General features: G+C 71.8%; 12 protein-coding genes. 5 read left to right on the top strand and 7 right to left on the bottom strand.

Features of this window, described 5'->3' with window-relative positions:
- The first annotated feature begins 236 nt into the window (after nucleotides 1-236).
- Complete coding sequence (sepH, locus tag Q9R28_RS01680) at nucleotides 237-1250, top strand: septation protein SepH (protein WP_311205345.1); 1014 nt, start codon at nucleotides 237-239, stop codon at nucleotides 1248-1250.
- Nucleotides 1251-1344: 94 nt separating this feature from the next.
- On the opposite strand, the gene Q9R28_RS01675 is transcribed toward sepH, so the two are convergent.
- Entirely contained in the window at nucleotides 1345-2511 is a 1167-nt protein-coding gene (locus Q9R28_RS01675) for an alkaline phosphatase family protein (RefSeq protein ID WP_311205344.1), read from the bottom strand.
- Nucleotides 2512-2536: 25 nt separating this feature from the next.
- On the opposite strand from Q9R28_RS01675, the gene Q9R28_RS01670 reads away from it, so the two are divergent.
- Nucleotides 2537-5023 (top strand): DNA topoisomerase IV subunit A, encoded by a 2487-nt coding sequence (locus Q9R28_RS01670; protein WP_311205343.1) that lies wholly within the window; start codon nucleotides 2537-2539, stop codon nucleotides 5021-5023.
- A 560-nt stretch (nucleotides 5024-5583) separates the two neighbouring features.
- Here Q9R28_RS01670 and Q9R28_RS01665 read toward each other — a convergent pair.
- The gene (locus tag Q9R28_RS01665; protein WP_066654061.1) at nucleotides 5584-7701 is read right to left on the bottom strand and encodes a type IIA DNA topoisomerase subunit B; all 2118 of its coding nucleotides are present in this window, start codon (nucleotides 7699-7701) and stop codon (nucleotides 5584-5586) included.
- Nucleotides 7702-7878: 177 nt separating this feature from the next.
- On the opposite strand from Q9R28_RS01665, the gene Q9R28_RS01660 reads away from it, so the two are divergent.
- Nucleotides 7879-8103, top strand: coding sequence for a hypothetical protein (locus Q9R28_RS01660; RefSeq protein WP_066654059.1), 225 nt, complete (start codon nucleotides 7879-7881; stop codon nucleotides 8101-8103).
- Between the two features lie 83 nt (nucleotides 8104-8186).
- On the opposite strand, the gene Q9R28_RS01655 is transcribed toward Q9R28_RS01660, so the two are convergent.
- From Q9R28_RS01655 to Q9R28_RS01635, 5 genes are all read right to left on the bottom strand, one after another.
- Nucleotides 8187-8960, bottom strand: a complete 774-nt coding sequence (locus Q9R28_RS01655) for a hypothetical protein (protein WP_311205342.1) — start codon at nucleotides 8958-8960, stop codon at nucleotides 8187-8189.
- On the bottom strand, nucleotides 8957-10216 hold the full coding sequence (locus Q9R28_RS01650; RefSeq protein ID WP_209682856.1) for a MurT ligase domain-containing protein: 1260 nt from the start codon (nucleotides 10214-10216) through the stop codon (nucleotides 8957-8959). Before Q9R28_RS01650 ends, Q9R28_RS01655 begins: the two co-directional genes overlap by 4 nt.
- A gap of 4 nt (nucleotides 10217-10220) precedes the next feature.
- A complete protein-coding gene (locus Q9R28_RS01645) occupies nucleotides 10221-11513 on the bottom strand; it encodes an RNA polymerase sigma factor (RefSeq protein WP_251154990.1) in 1293 nt (430 codons plus the stop codon).
- A 192-nt stretch (nucleotides 11514-11705) separates the two neighbouring features.
- Nucleotides 11706-13031: an MFS transporter gene (locus tag Q9R28_RS01640; RefSeq protein ID WP_311205341.1), complete on the bottom strand. Its 1326-nt coding sequence runs from the start codon at nucleotides 13029-13031 to the stop codon at nucleotides 11706-11708.
- Between the two features lie 113 nt (nucleotides 13032-13144).
- Nucleotides 13145-14077, bottom strand: coding sequence for a proteasome assembly chaperone family protein (locus Q9R28_RS01635; protein WP_066654048.1), 933 nt, complete (start codon nucleotides 14075-14077; stop codon nucleotides 13145-13147).
- Nucleotides 14078-14153: 76 nt separating this feature from the next.
- Between Q9R28_RS01635 and Q9R28_RS01630 the strand changes: the two genes are divergently transcribed.
- The gene (locus Q9R28_RS01630) at nucleotides 14154-15635 is read left to right on the top strand and encodes a leucyl aminopeptidase (protein WP_251154989.1); all 1482 of its coding nucleotides are present in this window, start codon (nucleotides 14154-14156) and stop codon (nucleotides 15633-15635) included.
- 153 nt (nucleotides 15636-15788) lie between these two features.
- Nucleotides 15789-17162, top strand: coding sequence for a dihydrolipoyl dehydrogenase (lpdA, locus tag Q9R28_RS01625; protein ID WP_066654046.1), 1374 nt, complete (start codon nucleotides 15789-15791; stop codon nucleotides 17160-17162).
- Nucleotides 17163-17220 lie beyond the last annotated feature (58 nt).

Here is a 17220-nt window from a genome sequence, read left to right as displayed (position 1 = left end):
GCGCAAACCGAACGCCGTGCGGGATCGTCAGGCCGTGCAACCCACCGTGGTGGTCGGACATTCCCGGCGGCCGGGAGCGGACGAGGACGGTGCGCGGGGCCGGCAGCGGACGAGGACCGTCCCCGGGCGTGCGGGAGTCCGCGGCACGCCCGTGCGCCTCCGCGGCAACGGGGATGCACCGCTGCATACTCCTGGGGTACGAGCACGACCGTACGCAACGCTCGGGAGGCGCAACCATGCAAGACGTGAGAGTCATCGGAGTCGAGTCCGGGGCACTCCTGCTCGCGACCGACGGCGGCACCGAGTACCGGTTGCCGGTCACCGCGTCGCTGACGAGCCAGGTCCGCCAGGCCAACCCCGACGCCGGCCCCCAGAAGCGCGTGTCGCCGAAGGACGTGCAGGCCCGCATCCGTGGTGGCGCCGACGCGGCCGACGTCGCAGCGGCGCTCGACGTCGACGTCGAGTACGTCCGGCGGTTCGAGGGTCCGGTGCTCGCCGAGCGCTCCTTCGTCCTCGACGCCGCACGACGTGTCCCGGTCACCCCGACCGACGCCGAGGCGCCCGACACCTTCGGCGAGGCCATCGAGGCCAAGCTCGAGGCCGGTGACGCGACCGGCGTCGCGTGGGCGTCGTGGAAGAACGCCGAGCAGGGGTGGCAGGTCCGGGTCCGCTACACCGCGTCCGAGGTCGAGCACGACGCGCAGTGGTCCTTCGACCCCAAGACGTCGACGCTCACGCCCGACAACGGCGACGCCCACCGCCTCTCCGACACCGACGACGAGGGCATCGCTCCGCGCCTGCGTGCGGTGGAGAACGACCACCACGACGCCGACGGCACGCGCTTCGACTCCGGTGCCTTCCGCGTCGAGCAGGCCGAGGACGCGCCGGCCCCCGAGGCCCAGGAGCGTCCGCTCCGTGCGCCGCTCCCCCGCATCGGGGCCGCGCCCGTCGAGGAACGCTCGCCCGGCAACGAGACCGCCGACCTGCTCGAGGCACTCCGCCGTCGGCGCGGTGAGCGCGAGGCGGCATCCTTCACCGAACAGCAGGACGAGCCCCGCGGGACCTCCATCAGCGTCGTGGACGTCCCCCTCCAGGGCTGGGACTCGCCGGCCTCCGCCCCCGAGCGTGACGACCGTCCGGCATCGGCTCCCGAGACCGACGGCCGCTCCGAGCGCAAGAAGCGCAACCGCCGGTCGATGCCGAGCTGGGACGAGATCGTCTTCGGCACCCGCCCGGAGGACCCCGCCTGATCCAGCCTCCTCGGTCCGGTCCGTCCGGCCTGGAGGCCCGCTGCAGCCCCGCCACGCTCGTCGCGTCGCGGGGCTGCTCGCGTTCCCGCCCGGGTCAGCCCGCGAAGGCGCCCGCCAGCCGCAGGGGCACGAAGACCTCGTCGTCCGTCATGGCACCGTGCTGCCCGATCATCCGCTTCGGCTCCTTGCGCGGGTCGAGGTCGCGGTCGTCGTTGAAGGCCCACGACCCCCTCGCGACCACGACGACGTCCCCGATGCGCGGGAGCACGCGGTCGTCCACGGCACCGAACCACCCGGCGGCCACGGCCTCGTCGCGGCTGGCGACGTACGCCTTCTTGCCGTAGCGGGTGCGCCAGGCCTCGACCAGCGCCGGGACGTCGGTGCCGGGGCGCACGGCCAGCTGTCGGCAGCGGGGGTCCCCGGCGATCCCCACGACGTCCACGAGGAGCGCGGGGTCCATCGCGATGTTCGCCTCGGCCGGCACGTCGAGCACGCCGTGGTCGGCCGTCACGAGGATGCCCACGTCGGCAGCGCCGCGGGCCGCGAGCCGGGCGAGCTCGCCGTCGAGTGACTCGAGCGCCGCGGTCCAGCGGTCCGACTCCCACCCGTGCTTGTGCCCGATCGAGTCGAGCTCCGGCACGTAGAGGTAGACGAGCGATCGGCCGGACGCCGTCGCCGCCAGTGCGGCGTCGACCCGCTGCGCGATGCTGTCGGCTGCGGTGTACCGGGCACCGCCGAGCACGTTCGCGGTCATCCCCGATGACTCGTAGCGGGCCGGACCGACCACCACGGGCTCGACGCCGAGCGCGCTGGCCTCGGTGAAGACGGTGTCGGCGAGCAGCCAGCCCGTCGGCACCTCGGAGTCCCAGCCGGACAGCAGGTTGACCACCCGCTCGCCCTCGGGCTCCCACCCGCTGTAGCCGACCACGCCGTGCGTGCCGGGCGAGCGGCCGGTCGTCAGGGTGCTGAGCGCCGCGGCGGTCGTCGTCGGGAACCCGCTGCGCAGGCGCTTGAGGGTGCCGCCGCCGGTGGCGGCGGTGAGCCAGCGGGCGTGCCCGGCGCGGGCCGACAGGGCGGACGACCCGAGGCCGTCGACCAGCACGACGACGACCGAGCGGGCGGGACGGAGGGTGATCCGTGCCTCCCGGCCGGTGGTGCGCAACCACGTGTCGTCGGCGGCACCGAGCGCGAAGAGGCAACTCGGCAGCACGTCGGCGAGGTTCGCGGTGGTGTCTGGGGCGCTCGGTACGCTGGGGGGCACCCCACGATCCTCCCAGAAAGGTCCCATGGCACGCACGGAAGCAGTCGGCCTGCCCGACGGTGAGCGCATCGAGGACGTCGACGTCTCCGAGGAGATGCAGGGTTCGTTCCTCGAGTACGCGTACTCCGTCATCTACTCGCGGGCACTGCCGGACGCGCGCGACGGCCTCAAGCCGGTGCAGCGACGCATCCTCTACCAGATGGCGGAGATGGGGCTCCGACCGGACCGTGGGCACGTGAAGAGCGCCCGCGTCACCGGCGAGGTGATGGGCAAGCTGCACCCGCACGGCGACGGCGCGATCTACGACGCCCTCGTGCGCCTGGCGCAGCCGTTCACGATGCGTGTGCCGCTGGTCGACGGGCACGGCAACTTCGGGTCGCTCGACGACGGCCCCGCGGCCGCCCGGTACACCGAGGCCCGTCTGGCCGAGCCGTCGATGGCGATGACGGAGGGCCTGGGCGAGGACGTCGTCGACTTCGTCCCGAACTACGACAACCAGATCATGCAGCCGGGCGTGCTGCCGGCGGCGTTCCCGAACCTGCTCGTCAACGGCGCCTCGGGCATCGCGGTCGGCATGGCGACGAACATGGCGCCGCACAACCTGGGCGAGGTCGTCGAGGCCGCGAAGCACCTGCTCCTGAACCCGACGGCGACCCTCGAGGAACTGATGGAGTTCGTGCCGGGCCCGGACCTGCCGTCCGGTGGCACGATCGTCGGGCTCTCCGGGGTCCGCGACGCCTACGCGACGGGCCGCGGCTCGTTCCGCACCCGGGCGAAGGTGTCCGTCGAGAACCTCACGCCGCGCAAGGTCGGCCTCGTCGTCACGGAGCTGCCGTACCTGGTCGGCCCCGAACGCGTGATCGAGAAGATCAAGGACGGCGTCCAGGCGAAGAAGCTCGTCGGCATCTCCGACGTCAACGACCTGACGGACCGGAACCACGGGCTGCGGCTGGTCATCGGCATCAAGTCCGGCTTCAACCCGACGGCCGTGCTCGAGCAGCTCTACAAGCACACCCCGCTCGAGGACGGCTTCGGCATCAACAACGTCGCGCTCGTGCAGGGGTCACCGCGCACGCTCGGCCTGCGCGAACTGCTCGACGTCTACGTGCAGCACCGGCTCGACGTGGTCACCCGGCGCTCCCGGTACCGGCTCGCCCGTCGGAAGGAACGGCTGCACCTCGTCGAGGGTCTGCTCATCGCGATCCTCGACATCGACGAGGTCATCGAGGTCATCCGCTCGTCCGACGACTCCGAGGCCGCACGGACGAGGCTGCAGGACGTCTTCGACCTGTCCGAGGTGCAGGCTGAGTACATCCTCGAGCTGCGTCTGCGGCGTCTGACCAAGTTCTCGCGCCTCGAGCTCGAGGGCGAGCGCGACCAGCTCCTCGCCGACATCGCCGCGCTCGAGGAACTGCTGGCGTCCGACGCCCGCCTCCGTGCCCAGGTCGCGGTCGAGCTGACCGAGGTCTCCGACCGGTTCGCCACGCCGCGCCGCACCCTGCTCACCGAGGCCGATGCCCCGGTGCGGGGTGGCCGCAAGGCCGCGGTCGACCCCGAGTCGCTGCAGATCGCCGACGCTCCGTGCCGTGTGCTGCTCTCGACCACCGGTCGACTCGTGCGGGTGGACATCCCCTCCTCGGACCTCGGGATCGTGCGGGTGCCGAAGCGGTCGAAGCACGACGCGGTCCGCTCGACCGTCGTCTCCACCGTCCGTGGGCAGGTCGGTGCGCTGACCTCGACCGGCCGCGTGCTGCGGTTCTCCCCCGTCGACGTCCCCGCGGTGCCGCCGGCGTCCGTCCGGCTCGACGCCGGCGTGCGCGTGTCCGACTACCTCGGGATCGCTCGCACCGAGTCCGTCGTCGCACTCGTCGACCTGTCCGCAGGGGCGGGCGACTCGCTCGCCATCGGTACCGCGCAGGGCGTCGTGAAGCGCGTCGCGACCGGCGCCTGGCCGGACAAGGACGAGTTCGTCGCCATCGGGCTGAAGCCGAAGGACACCGTCGTCGGGGCCGCGCAGGCGCCGGAGTCGGACGACCTCGTGTTCATCACGTCGAACGCGCAGCTGCTGCGGTTCCCGGCTTCGGGCGTCCGGCCGCAGGGGCTGCCCGCAGGCGGCGTCGCCGGGGTCTCCCTGGCTTCCGGCGCATCGGTGATCTGGTTCGGGTCCGTGGCGCCGTCCGAGGACGCAGTGGTCGCCACCGTGTCGACGGCGTCGGGGGCGCTGCCCGGCACGGACCCCGGACGGGCGAAGGTCTCGGCGTTCTCGGAGTTCCCCGCGAAGGGCCGTGCGACGCAGGGTGTGCGGGCGCACGCGTTCCTCAAGGGCGAGGACGGGCTGACCGTGGCGTGGGCCGGCATCGCGCCGCCGCACGCCGTCGGGTCGGACGGAGCCGCGCGGACCCTGCCCGACTGGCTGTCGAAGCGCGACGGGTCGGGAGCGCCGCTCGAGGCCGTGATCGGCTCGATCGGCGGCAGCGCAGCAGCCCTGGACGGTACCGCGGGCGAGGCGTAGGCGGGGTCCCGCCCGCCGCTGCGCCGCGCGTGTGCGGCCGCCGTGTTCCCGCCCTGGTCGCACGACTTGCCGTCCCGTGCCGCTGGTGCCGACGTGTCGTGCGACCGGAGCGTCGGCACGCGGCGTGTCACGCGCCCGGAGGGTCGACCTGACGGCCGGGAGGCGCGGTGGCAGTCAGCGCGTCGCCTCCCGTCCGCCAGCTGGTCCCTCGAGACGCCCGGGACGCCGCGAGACGCCGTGGGATCCACGAGACGGGGCCGAGTTCGCGAGACGCCGCCGGATCCGGCGGCGTCTCGGCACGACGACGGCGTCTCGCCCGGCCGGCGGTGTCTCGGCCAGACAGCAGAGCGCGAGAACCGTCGGCCAGCGCGAGTCTCGGGCCGTGCGCCACCGCTGGGCGCCGCTTCGCGCTGCGGCCGTGCGCCGCCGCTGAGCGCCACTTCGCGCTGCCGCTGGGCGCCGCCCCGCGCCGCCGCGGCTACGCGCTCCGCGTCGCCGCCGGGCGCCGCGCTCCGCGTCGCCGCCGCCGGGCGCCGCCGCCGGGCGCCGCGCCGCCGCCGCTACGCGTCGATGCGGTCGCGGTCGAGACCCTCGCCGGCCAGGATGAACTCCTTGCGCGGCGCGACGTCGTTGCCCATCAGCAGCTCGAACACCTTCGCGGCGCTCTCGGCATCGGTCACGTTCACCCGACGGAGCGTGCGGTGCGCCCGGTCCATCGTGGTCTCGGCGAGCTGGTCGGCGTCCATCTCCCCCAGGCCCTTGTACCGCTGGATCGGCTCCTGGTACTTCTTGCCCTGCTTCGCGAGCTTCTTCAGCACCGCCTGCAGCTCGGCCTCGGAGTAGGTGTAGAGCGTGTCGTTCGGCTTGCCGCGGTTCACCACGACGACCCGGTGCAGCGGCGGTACGGCGGCGAACACCCGGCCCTGCTCGATCATCGGCCGCATGTACCGGAAGAACAGCGTCAGCAGGAGCGTGCGGATGTGGGCACCGTCGACGTCGGCGTCCGACATGATGATGATCTTGCCGTAGCGGGCCTGGTCGATCTCGAACGAGCGGCCGGAGCCGGCGCCGATGACCTGGATGATCGAGGCGCACTCGGTGTTGGACAGCATGTCCGACACCGAGGCCTTCTGCACGTTGAGGATCTTGCCGCGGATGGGCAGCAGCGCCTGGTACTCGCTGTTGCGGGCGAGCTTGGCGGTGCCGAGCGCGGAGTCGCCCTCGACGATGAAGAGCTCCGTACCCTCGGCGTCCTGCTTGCGGCAGTCGGCGAGCTTGGTCGGCAACGAGGAGTTCTCCAGCGCGTTCTTGCGCCGCTGCGTCTCCTTGTGCGCCCGCGCCGAGATGCGGGTCTTCATCTCGGCGACGACCTTCTCGAGCAGGGTCGCGGCCTGCGCCTTCTCGGTGCGCTGTGTCGAGGTGAGGACGTCGGTGAGCTGCTTCGCCACGACCTGGTCGACGATCTTCCGGACCGCGGGGGTGCCGAGGACCTCCTTCGTCTGCCCCTCGAACTGCGGCTCGGGCAGGCGGACGGTCAGCACGGCGGTGAGGCCTGCGAGCACGTCGTCCTTCTCGAGCTTGTCCTGCCCGACCTTGAGCTTGCGGGCGTTCGCCTCGACCTGCGTGCGCACGGCCTTGACGACGCCCGACTCGAAGCCGGTCAGGTGCGTGCCGCCCTTCGGCGTCGCGATGATGTTGACGAAGCTCCGCTCGACGGTCTCGTACCCGCTGCCCCACCGCATCGCGATGTCGACCTCGCAGGTCCGCTCGACCGAGGTGGACACCATGTGCCCCTTGTCGTCGAGCATCGGAACGGTCTCCGTGAAGGTCCCGGTGCCCTGGATGCGCCAGACGTCGGTGACCGCGGAGTCGACCGCCAGGTGCTCGACGAACTCGCTGATGCCGCCCTCGTACCGGAAGCGCTCGATGACCGGACCGGGCGCGACCGTCGTCCCGGTCGCCTCGGCACGCTGGGCGGCAGCCTCGATGGACGCGGCCCGTTCGTCGGTGATCGTGATGCCGAGCCCGGGCACCAGGAAGGCGGTCTGGCGGGCGCGGTTGACCAGGTCGCCCGTGCTGAAACGGGCGTCCGTGGTGAAGATCTGTCGGTCCGCCCAGTACCGGATGCGGGACCCGGTGACCCCCTTCTTCACCTTGCCGACGACACGGAGCTCACTGCCCGAGGTGAACGGGGTGAAGGGCGCATCCGGCCCGTCACCGGCGAAGGTGCCGGGCTCGCCCCGGTGGAAGGACATCGCGTAGGTCTTGCCACCGCGGTCGACCTCGACGTCGAGGCGCTCCGACAGCGCGTTCACGACCGAGGCACCCACGCCGTGCAGGCCACCGGAGGCCGCGTACGACCCGGACCCGAACTTGCCGCCGGCGTGCAGCTTCGTGAACACGACCTCGACCCCGGTCAGGCCGGTCTTCGGTTCCACGTCCACAGGGATGCCGCGGGCGGTGTCGCGGACCTCGACGGAGCCGTCGGCGTGCAGCACGACCCCGATCTCGTCGCCGTGACCCGCGAGCGCTTCGTCGACGGAGTTGTCGATGATCTCCCACAGGCAGTGCATGAGCCCGCGCGAGTCCGTCGAGCCGATGTACATGCCCGGACGCTTCCGAACCGCCTCGAGCCCTTCGAGGACGGAGAGGTGTCGTGCAGAGTAGTCGGAGCTCACGTCCCGATGGTACCGAGGGGCACCGACAGCCAGACCGCCGGACAGCGGCGCGGCTCGGACTGGGGACAACCGCTCCGCGCTCAGCGAAACAGGCGGTCCGGGATGCACGGCTCCCAGCCACCACGTGTTCAAATGGTGGTCCACCCGCACCACCTGCGATCCGTGAGGAGCACAGCAATGACCCAGACCGTGCAGGACCTCTCCATCGACGAAGCCAGCAGCCACCAGCTCACCGCCGCTGACCGCTGCGACAGCTGCGGAGCGCAGGCGTACATCCGCGCCACCATGGCCAGCGGCGAGCTCTACTTCTGCGCCCACCACGGCGCCGAGTTCAAGGAGAAGCTCGCAGCCACCGCGCTCGAGTGGCACGACGAGAGCAGCCGACTCCACGAGTCGAAGTAGTCGTCACCAGACGGACGAACGGGAGGCGCGGTGCCAGCTGGCACCGCGCCTCCCGTTCGTCGTCGTGACGACCGCCAGGTCGACTAGGCGATCCGCTTGAAGGCCTTGTCGACGTAGCGGTCGACGGTCGCGCGCGCTTCGCGCGCGTACCGGTCGACGGTCGCCGTCCGCTCCGGGTCCGGCGCGTACTCGCGCCGGAGGCGCTTGGTCGCCGCAGCGAGCACCGCATCGGTCAGCTGCGGGTTGAGCGGCAGGATCGGCCCCTGGGTGTGCGTGCCGAAGGACGAACCCGTGATCGCCCCCTCGACGGCGGGCCCGGCCTGGTTGCCGCCACCGGACACGACGTCGGCGAAGGGCTCGACGCCCGGAGCCAGTTCGATCCGGGTCGCGTGGTCCTCGAAGCCGGCGAGACGCTTCGGTGCGCCGGGCAGCAGGGGGTACCGCGTGTCGAGCACGAAGTAGTTCACCCGACGCTCGGCACCGCGGACGGCCCGCGCGTCGAACACGCCGAAGCCCGCGACGGGTGATCCCTCGGTGGGGACGACCTCGTTGGTCGCGAGGTCGAAGCCCCCGCCGACGGCCACGACGGGCACGCCGGCAGCGGCGAACTCGCGGAGGGACGCCCCGACACGCGTGACGTCAGCCCCGAGCGAGCGCATGGCGCTGAGCGGCCCGTTGCCCACGACGACGACGTCGGCCGCGGCAGGGAGCTGGTCGCCCGGCGCGTACGTGACGACCTCCGTGGCGATGCCGGCGGCCTCGGCACGGCGGGTGAGGGCCACGACGTTGCCACGGTCGCCCGAGACCCCCATCTGACGCGGGTAGACGTGCAGGATGGTCAGCCGGTCGGCCGTCATGCGGTCTTCTCCATGTCGCCGTGGCCGAGGGCCTTGCGGGCGATCATCATGATCTCGTAGTTGACGATGAAGTTCTTCGTGCCCGACGTCGTCGAGCCGAGCTGCTCCATGTGCCGGATGGCGGCCTCGACGTCGGGCTCGACGCGACCGATGCGGACACCGGCGTGCTCGAGCGCGATGGCGATCTGCCACGCCTTGTCCCCGGACACGACGTCCACGTGGTCGAGCTTCGAGAAGTCGATGTCGTAGATCCAGGAGATGTCCGGGGTGCCCTCGTCGATCGCCATGAGGACCTGCTCCGGGCGGTCCGGCAGGGCGTCGAGGTTGAGCTGCAGGCTCGCCGCGTTCTTGAACATCGTGAACTCGGCGGACTCGCCAGCGATCGGCAGGCGCTCGCCTCGCCCGTACGCGGGCTTCATCGTGCCGAACGCCCTCGTGACGGCGTCGGCCCGGAACTGCGCACCCAGCGCGGCGCTCGCGGTCGCGGTCGCAGCCGCCGCGTCCACCGCGTAGTGCAGGCCCCGTGCCGGCAGCCGGACGGGGATGTCGGTGCCGTCGAACCGGATCGTCGCTCCGTCGCCGGTGTTGGCGACGACCTCGGACTCGGCAGGGTTCGGCTCGCCGGCGGTCCGGTCGAAGTCGTCGGCGTTCTGCAGCCCGTTCGGGGCCGCAGCGACGACCTCGGCGCTCGCGCCGAAGCGGAGCACGCGCTGGCCCGAGCGGCCCGCGTACGCGTCGAGGAACTGGTCGTCCCGGTTCGTGATGACGTTCGCCGTGGACAGCGCCGCCGTGTCGAGCATCATCGTCGCGACGCGCTCGGTCTCGAAGAACCGGTAGAGCTGGTCGACCTGCACGTTGAGCATCGTCACCGTCGACGGGGACAGGATGCCGGCGAGCTCGACCGCGAAGGCCTCGTCCACCTCGAGGATGCCGATGTCCGCCTTGAGCCTGCCGGTCAGCGACACCTCGGACAACAGCGCCGAGGCGATGCCCTGCGGCAGGTTCGCACCGGACGGGTTCGTGAAGACGCGGAGGCCGTGTGCCCGGACGATGTCCGAGATCATGTGCGTCGTCGTCGACTTGCCGTTGGAGCCGAGCACGAAGACGACGCCGTTCGGGAACTGCTTCGTCACGTGCTGGAGGAAGTCCGGCACCAGCTTGAGGACGATGTAGCCCGGGTAGGCGGACCCGCCGCCCCGCGCACGTGCGAGGGCGCGGAGGACCCGCCCGACCAGGATCGGGATGAGGAAGCGCATCGGCCTACTCGAGGTAGTCGCGGAGCGACTGCGACCGGGACGGGTGGCGGAGCTTCGCCATCGTCTTGGACTCGATCTGTCGGATCCGCTCGCGCGTCACGCCGAACGTGTCCCCGATCTGGTCGAGGGTCTTCGGCTGACCGTCACCGAGGCCGAAGCGCATGCGGATCACGCCCGCCTCGCGCTCGGACAGGGAGTCGAGCAGGCTCTCGAGCTGCTTCTGCAGCATCGTGAAGCCCACGGCGTCGGCCGGCACGACCGCCTCGGTGTCCTCGATCAGGTCGCCGAACTCCGAGTCGCCGTCCTCACCCAGCGGGGTGTGGAGCGAGATCGGCTCGCGACCGTACTTCTGCACCTCGACGACCTTCTCCGGGGTCATGTCGAGCTCGCGGGCGAGCTCTTCCGGAGTGGGCTCGCGACCGAGGTCCTGCAGCATCTGGCGCTGCACACGGGCCAGCTTGTTGATGACCTCGACCATGTGCACCGGGATGCGGATGGTGCGGGCCTGGTCGGCCATCGCGCGGGTGATCGCCTGACGGATCCACCAGGTGGCGTACGTCGAGAACTTGAAGCCCTTGGTGTAGTCGAACTTCTCGACCGCACGGATCAGACCGAGGTTGCCCTCCTGGATGAGGTCCAGGAACTGCATGCCGCGGCCCGTGTAGCGCTTGGCCAGCGAGACGACGAGGCGCAGGTTCGCGCCGAGCAGGTGGGACTTCGCGCGCTGCCCGTCACGGGCGACCCAGCGGAGCTCGCGCTCCTCCGGCTTGGAGAGACCGGTCGAGTGCTGCAGCCTGTCCTCGGCGAACAGGCCGGCCTCGATCCGCATCGCGAGCTCGACCTCCTGCTCGGCGTTGAGGAGCGCGACCTTGCCGATCTGCTTCAGGTAGTCCTTGACCGGGTCGGCGGTGGCGCCGGTGATCGTGGTCGAGTAGACCGGTGCCTCGTCGTCGTCGGACTGCGAGATGACGAGCGCGCCCGCGGCGACCGCTGCTGCGGCGTCCGGCTTGGCGTCCTTCTCCTCGGTCTCGGTGTCCTCGGCGTCGTCCGTCGAGTCGACGGCGTCGTCCGCGGGCTCGACGGCCTCGTCGTCCTCGTCCTCGTCGTCGGCCTTCTTCTTCGCGCGCGTGGCCGTCTTCTTCGGCGCTGCCTTCGCAGCGGGCTTCTTCGCGGCGGTGGTCTTGGTGGCGCGCTTCTTCGGCGCAGCCTTCCCCTCGGCCGCGTCGGCGTCGTCCGCCGCGACGGCCTCGGGCTCGGTGTCCTTCGTGGGATCGATCGTCGTGCTCCGGGCAGCCATGCGATCACCTCTCTCGTCGTGCCACGTTCGTGGGGTCGTGGCTTCCCTCGCCACCCAGGGCCTGGGCCGCAGTCCCCCGCGTCGTCAGGTCCTACCGTTCCGGGCAGCATGAGGACCCATGTCAAGTCCCCCGACCCCCGCGGCGCAGCGAGGCGACGCGGTCGTGAGGGGCCCGAACGGGTCCGTCCTCCATTATTGCACGGCCTGCTTCCGCAGGCGCGCAACCAGTGCAACCCAGAGCGGCCCCACCCGTATTCCGTCCTGCGCGTGCATCTGCCGCCGGGTCCGTCGGCGCGCGAGCAGCAGCATCACGACGCCGAACCCGACCACCACGTACTGGACGGTGAGCGCGACGCGGAAGTTGTCCCAGGCGAACACCGTGCGCCCCGTCGCGCCCGACACGACGTCGAGCAGCGTCCCGATGAGGAACATCATGACGAAGGCCGCCAGGAACCCGCCGACGTTCACGACGCCGTTCGCCGAGCCGAGCGACCCGACCGGGTTGAAGCTGCGCGCGAAGTCGAAACCGATGAGGGATCCCGGGCCGCCGACCCCCATCGCGACCACGAGCAGGACGAGCAGCCACGTCGGCGGGTGCCCGGGCCAGAGCAGCACCGCCGTCCACACCACCCCGAGCGCCAGGACGATGCCGAGCACCAGGTTCGACCGCCGGAGCGGGAACCGGGCGCAGAGCACGCCGAGCACCGGTCCCACGACGAAGCCGGTGACGACGACGACGGTGAGGAAGCCGGCCGCCTCGGACGGGCTGTACCCGAGGCCGCGCAGCATCGGGACGCCCCACAGCAACGAGAAGACCGTGCCGGACGACTGCGTGACGTAGTGGGACCAGAAGCCGAGCTGCGTGCCCGGCCGCCGCAGCGCGTGCCCGAAGGTGTGGAAGGCGCCGCGCCACGAGTGCGGCAGGGGCAGTGGGATCGTGTCGGTCCGCACCGCGACGGGGCCGTTGCGGACGAAGACGACCGCCAGCACGAGACCGACCAGGCTCGCGGCCGCGGCGACCCCGAACGCCGGGGTCCACCCGGCGGTGTGCAGGAGCACGGCGAACGGGAAGGCCGACAGGACCTGTCCGACCTGACCGAGGTTGCCCGTCCACTGGGAGATCTGCGGCAGGATGCGGCCCGTGAACCACATCGGGACGAGACGGATCACCGAGATGAAGGTCATCGCGTCGCCGGCCCCGACGAGCACCCGGCCCGCGATGGCCGGGCCGATCGTCGGCGAGAACGCGACGACGACCTGGCCGACCACGAGCAGCGCGGCGCCCAGCAGCACGAGCCTGCGCGGCCCCACCCGGTCGAGCGCGATCCCCACCGGGATCTGCAGCCCGGCGTAGACGGCGATCTGCACGACGGCGAGCGTGGACAGGACCGCGGCCGAGACCGCGAAGCGGTCCTGCGCGTCGACGCCGGAGACCCCGAGCGACGACCGCTGCACCACGGCGAGGACGTAGGCGAGCACCGCGACGCCCCAGACGAGGAAGGCACGGCGGGAGTTCACCCGACAAGGCTACCGACGCGCGGCCCGCGCCCGACACGTGCTGTGGAGGACGGGAGGCGCGGTGCGGGCCGTGGAGGAGCCTCCAGGCCGCGAGCGGCGCAGCCCGCTCCCCGTCAGTCGGTCGACGCGTCGCCGTCGGACCGCCGGTCGGCCAGGAAGCGCTCGAGCTCGGCCGCGATCGCGTCGGCGGTCGGGACCTCGCCGTCCTCGTTCGTCAGGGGCGACGCGACCGGGTTGCCCTCCATGTAGGTGTCGTGCCGTTCCTCGAGCACACCGACCAGGCGCTGGAGCTCGGGGTTGCCCGCGACCTGCTCCTCGACGCGTGTGCGGAACTCGCGGTCGGACGCACGCAGCGCGTCGGTCGGGAAGATCAGACCGGTGGCCGCCGCGATGCTCGACAGTGCGGTGACCGCCGCGTCGGGGAACTCGGTGTCGCCGAGGTAGTGCGGGACCAGCAGGACGAGCCCGGTGACCGATGCACCCAGCTGCGTCAGCCGGTGCTCGACCAGGTGCAGGACGTTCGCGGGCGCCTGCGTCTCCGGCTTCCACACGCTCAGCTGCTCGACCAGGTCCGCGCGGGTCCCCGACACCGTCAGGCTGATGGGACGGGTGTGGGGGACGGGCATGGGGATGGACTGGACCCACGTCGTGTCCGCGACCTGCAGGCGGTCGGCGAGGCCGGTGACGGCGTCGACGAACCGGTTCCACTGGAAGTCCGGCTCGTACCCGGTGAGGAACAGGAACGGCTGCCCGAGCTCGTCGCGCACCAGGTGCAGCGCCAGGCGCGGCGGTTCGACGGCCGTGATGTGGTCGTGCTCGAAGGTGATGACCGGCCGGCGGGCGCGCCAGTCGAGCAGGACGTCCGGGTCGAACTCCGCGACGAGCTCGTGGTCGAGGCCGTCGAGGATCGACGTGGCCACCTGCGCGACGGCGGACCCCGCGTCGACGAAGCCGGTCAGGCCCGCGACCAGGTGCAGCCCGGCCGGGACGGTCGGCGCGCCGTCGGGAGCGGAGTACAGGTCCTCGGGGTGGTTCACCGTCCCCATGCTAGGCGGCACCCCCGACCCGACCCCTGCGCCGGCCCGACGCTCTCGGCGAACACGTGCTGGCTAGGCTGGGCGCATGGTCCGACCGACGCTCTCCACCACCACCTCGACCCCCTCCGACGTCGACGCCGACGTCCTCGTGCTCGGCGTCCGCTCGGGCACCGGCGGCGGTGCCCCCACGATCGCTCCGAGCGCTGCCGGCGCCCTGGACGCGCTCGCCGACCTCGACCTGGGCTCCGTCGGTGTGACGGGTGCGAAGGACCAGCTGGTCCGCCTCCCCGGTACCGGCGTCGCCGCGGCCGGCATCGCGCTCGTCGGCCTCGGCGCCACGATCGACGCGGCGTCCGTCCGCGCGGCCGCCGGCAGCGCGGTCCGCCAGCTCCCCCAGGCGGCGTCGATCGCCCTGGCGCTGCCGGCCGACTCGGCCGAGCTCGTCGACGCCGCGCTCGAGGGTGCGGCGCTCGGCTCCTACGCCTTCACCCGGCACAAGGGCACCGGCACGACCGCTCCGGCCCGGGGCGATCAGCGCATCGCGGTCGTCGCGCCGGCCGACACCGCCGCCGACGCCACCGTCCGGCCCGCGATCGTCGCCGACGCGGCTGCGCTCGTCCGTGACCTCGTGAACACCGCCGCCGGCGACCTCGGCCCGGCGGACGTCGCCGACGTCGCCGTCGCGCAGGCCGAGGGCCTCCCCCTCACCGTCGAGGTCCTCGACGAGCAGCAGCTCGAGGAGCAGGGCTTCGGGGGCATCCTCGGGGTCGGCCGCGGCTCCGAGCGTCCCCCGCGCCTGGTCGTCGTCCGCTACGAGCCGTCGTCGGCGTCCAAGCACCTCGCGCTGGTCGGCAAGGGCATCACCTTCGACTCCGGCGGCCTCTCGCTGAAGCCCGCCGCGTCGATGCTCGGCATGAAGACCGACATGACCGGCGCCGCCACCGTGCTCGCCGCGACGATCGCCGCCGCGCGCCTCGGCCTCGACACGAAGGTCACCGCCTGGCTGTGCCTCGCCGAGAACATGCCGTCCGGCTCCGCGACGCGCCCCGGCGACGTGCTCACCCTGAAGAACGGGAAGACCGTCGAGGTCACGAACACCGACGCCGAGGGCCGACTCGTCCTCGGCGACGGCATGGTCGCCGCCTCGCTCGAGCAGCCCGACGCCCTCGTCGACGTCGCGACGCTCACCGGCGCACAGGTCGTCGCCCTCGGCGACCGGACCACCGGCCTGATGGGCAGCGACGACCTGGTCGCACGGGTCCGCGCGGTCGCCGACGCCGTCGCCGAGCCGATCTGGCCGATGCCCCTGCCCGAGGAGCTCGACGCGCGACTCGCCAGCGACGTCGCCGACATGGTCAACGCGACCGTGGGCAACCCGGCCGGTGGGATGCTCCTCGCCGGCAAGTTCCTCGAGCGGTTCGTGGGCGACGGCGTGCCGTGGGCGCACCTCGACATCGCGGGCCCCTCGGAGCACAAGGGCGGCGGGTACGGCTGGCTCGGCAAGGGCGCGACCGGCGTCATGGTCCGGACGCTCATCGGGCTCGCAGAAGAGCTCCAGTCCAGGTAGTAGGTTGGTGTCCGGCGGGCTGCGCACCGACGCGCGTCCGCCGGAACCAGCGGGACGGGACCGGAACCATGCGGTCCGACCGTCGGACGCCGCCGCCGCGGTGTCCAGTGGGGTCCGACCGGGATCCCGACACGCACGAGGGAGTTGCACCAGGTGACGGAACAGACTTACGACGTCGTGGTCCTCGGTGGCGGCAGTGGTGGCTACGCCGCTGCGCTCCGGGCCGCCGAGCTCGGTATGAGCGTCGCGCTCATCGAGGGAGACAAGCTCGGGGGGACCTGCCTGCACCGCGGCTGCATCCCGACCAAGGCGCTGCTGCACGCCGCCGAGGTCGCCGACGCCACCCGCGACGCGGAGAAGTACGGCGTCATCGCCGAGTTCGCCGGTGTCGAGGTGCCGAAGGTCATCGACTACCAGCAGGGCGTCATCAACTCGAAGTACAAGGGCCTGCAGGGCCTGGTCAAGGCGCGCGGCATCACCGTCGTCGAGGGCTGGGGCCGTCTGACCTCGCAGAACACCGTGCAGGTCGGCGACCAGACCGTCACCGGCAAGAACGTCGTGCTCGCCACGGGTTCGTACTCGAAGTCCCTGCCGGGCCTCGAGATCGGCGGACGCGTGATCACGTCCGAGACCGCGCTGAAGATGGACTACGTCCCGAACAAGGTCGTCATCCTCGGTGGTGGCGTCATCGGCGTCGAGTTCGCCAGCGTGTGGAAGTCGTTCGGCGCCGACGTCACGATCGTCGAGGGCCTGCCCCACCTCATCCCCGCCGAGGACGAGTCGATGTCCAAGCAGCTCGAGCGCGCCTTCCGCAAGCGCGGCATCGAGTTCTCGCTCGGCGTGCGCTTCGACCACGTCGACCAGCACGAGAACGGCGTCGTCGTGACGCTCGAGGACGGCAAGACCTACGAGGGCGACGTGCTCCTCGTCGCGGTCGGCCGTGGCCCGCTCACGCAGAACATGGGCTTCGACGAGGTCGGTGTCGCGATGGACCGCGGGTTCGTCACGACCGACGAGCGCCTCGCCACCAACCTGCCGAACGTCTACGCCGTCGGCGACATCGTCCCCGGCCTGCAGCTCGCGCACCGCGGCTTCCAGCAGGGGATCTTCGTGGCCGAGGAGATCGCGGGCCTGAAGCCCGTCGTCATCTCCGACACGAACATCCCGAAGGTGACCTACTCCGACCCCGAGGTCGCCTCGGTCGGACTCTCCCAGGCCAAGGCCGAGGAGGAGTACGGCAAGGACAAGGTCGACTTCTACGAGTACAACCTCGCGGGCAACGGCCGCAGCCACATCATCGGGACCTCCGGCGCCGTCAAGGTCGTCCGGGTCGTCGACGGACCGGTCGTCGGTGTCTCGATGATCGGCGCGCGCGTCGGCGAGCTCATCGGTGAGGCCCAGCTCGCGGTGAACTGGGAGGCGCACCCGGAGGACGTCGCACCGCTCGTGCACGCCCACCCGACGCAGAACGAGGCCCTGGGCGAGGCCTTCCTCCACCTCGCGGGCAAGCCGCTGCACGCGCTGTGACGACCACGTCCACCGTGCACACCGAGACAATGACAACCACCACCACAGCAACCCGCGA

Source organism: Curtobacterium sp. BRD11, from assembly GCF_031844345.1.
In the GTDB taxonomy this organism is placed as follows: Bacteria; Actinomycetota; Actinomycetes; order Actinomycetales; family Microbacteriaceae; genus Curtobacterium.
Note: the sequence above shows the minus strand (reverse complement) of the source record. Positions and strands in the feature narration are given on the sequence as shown.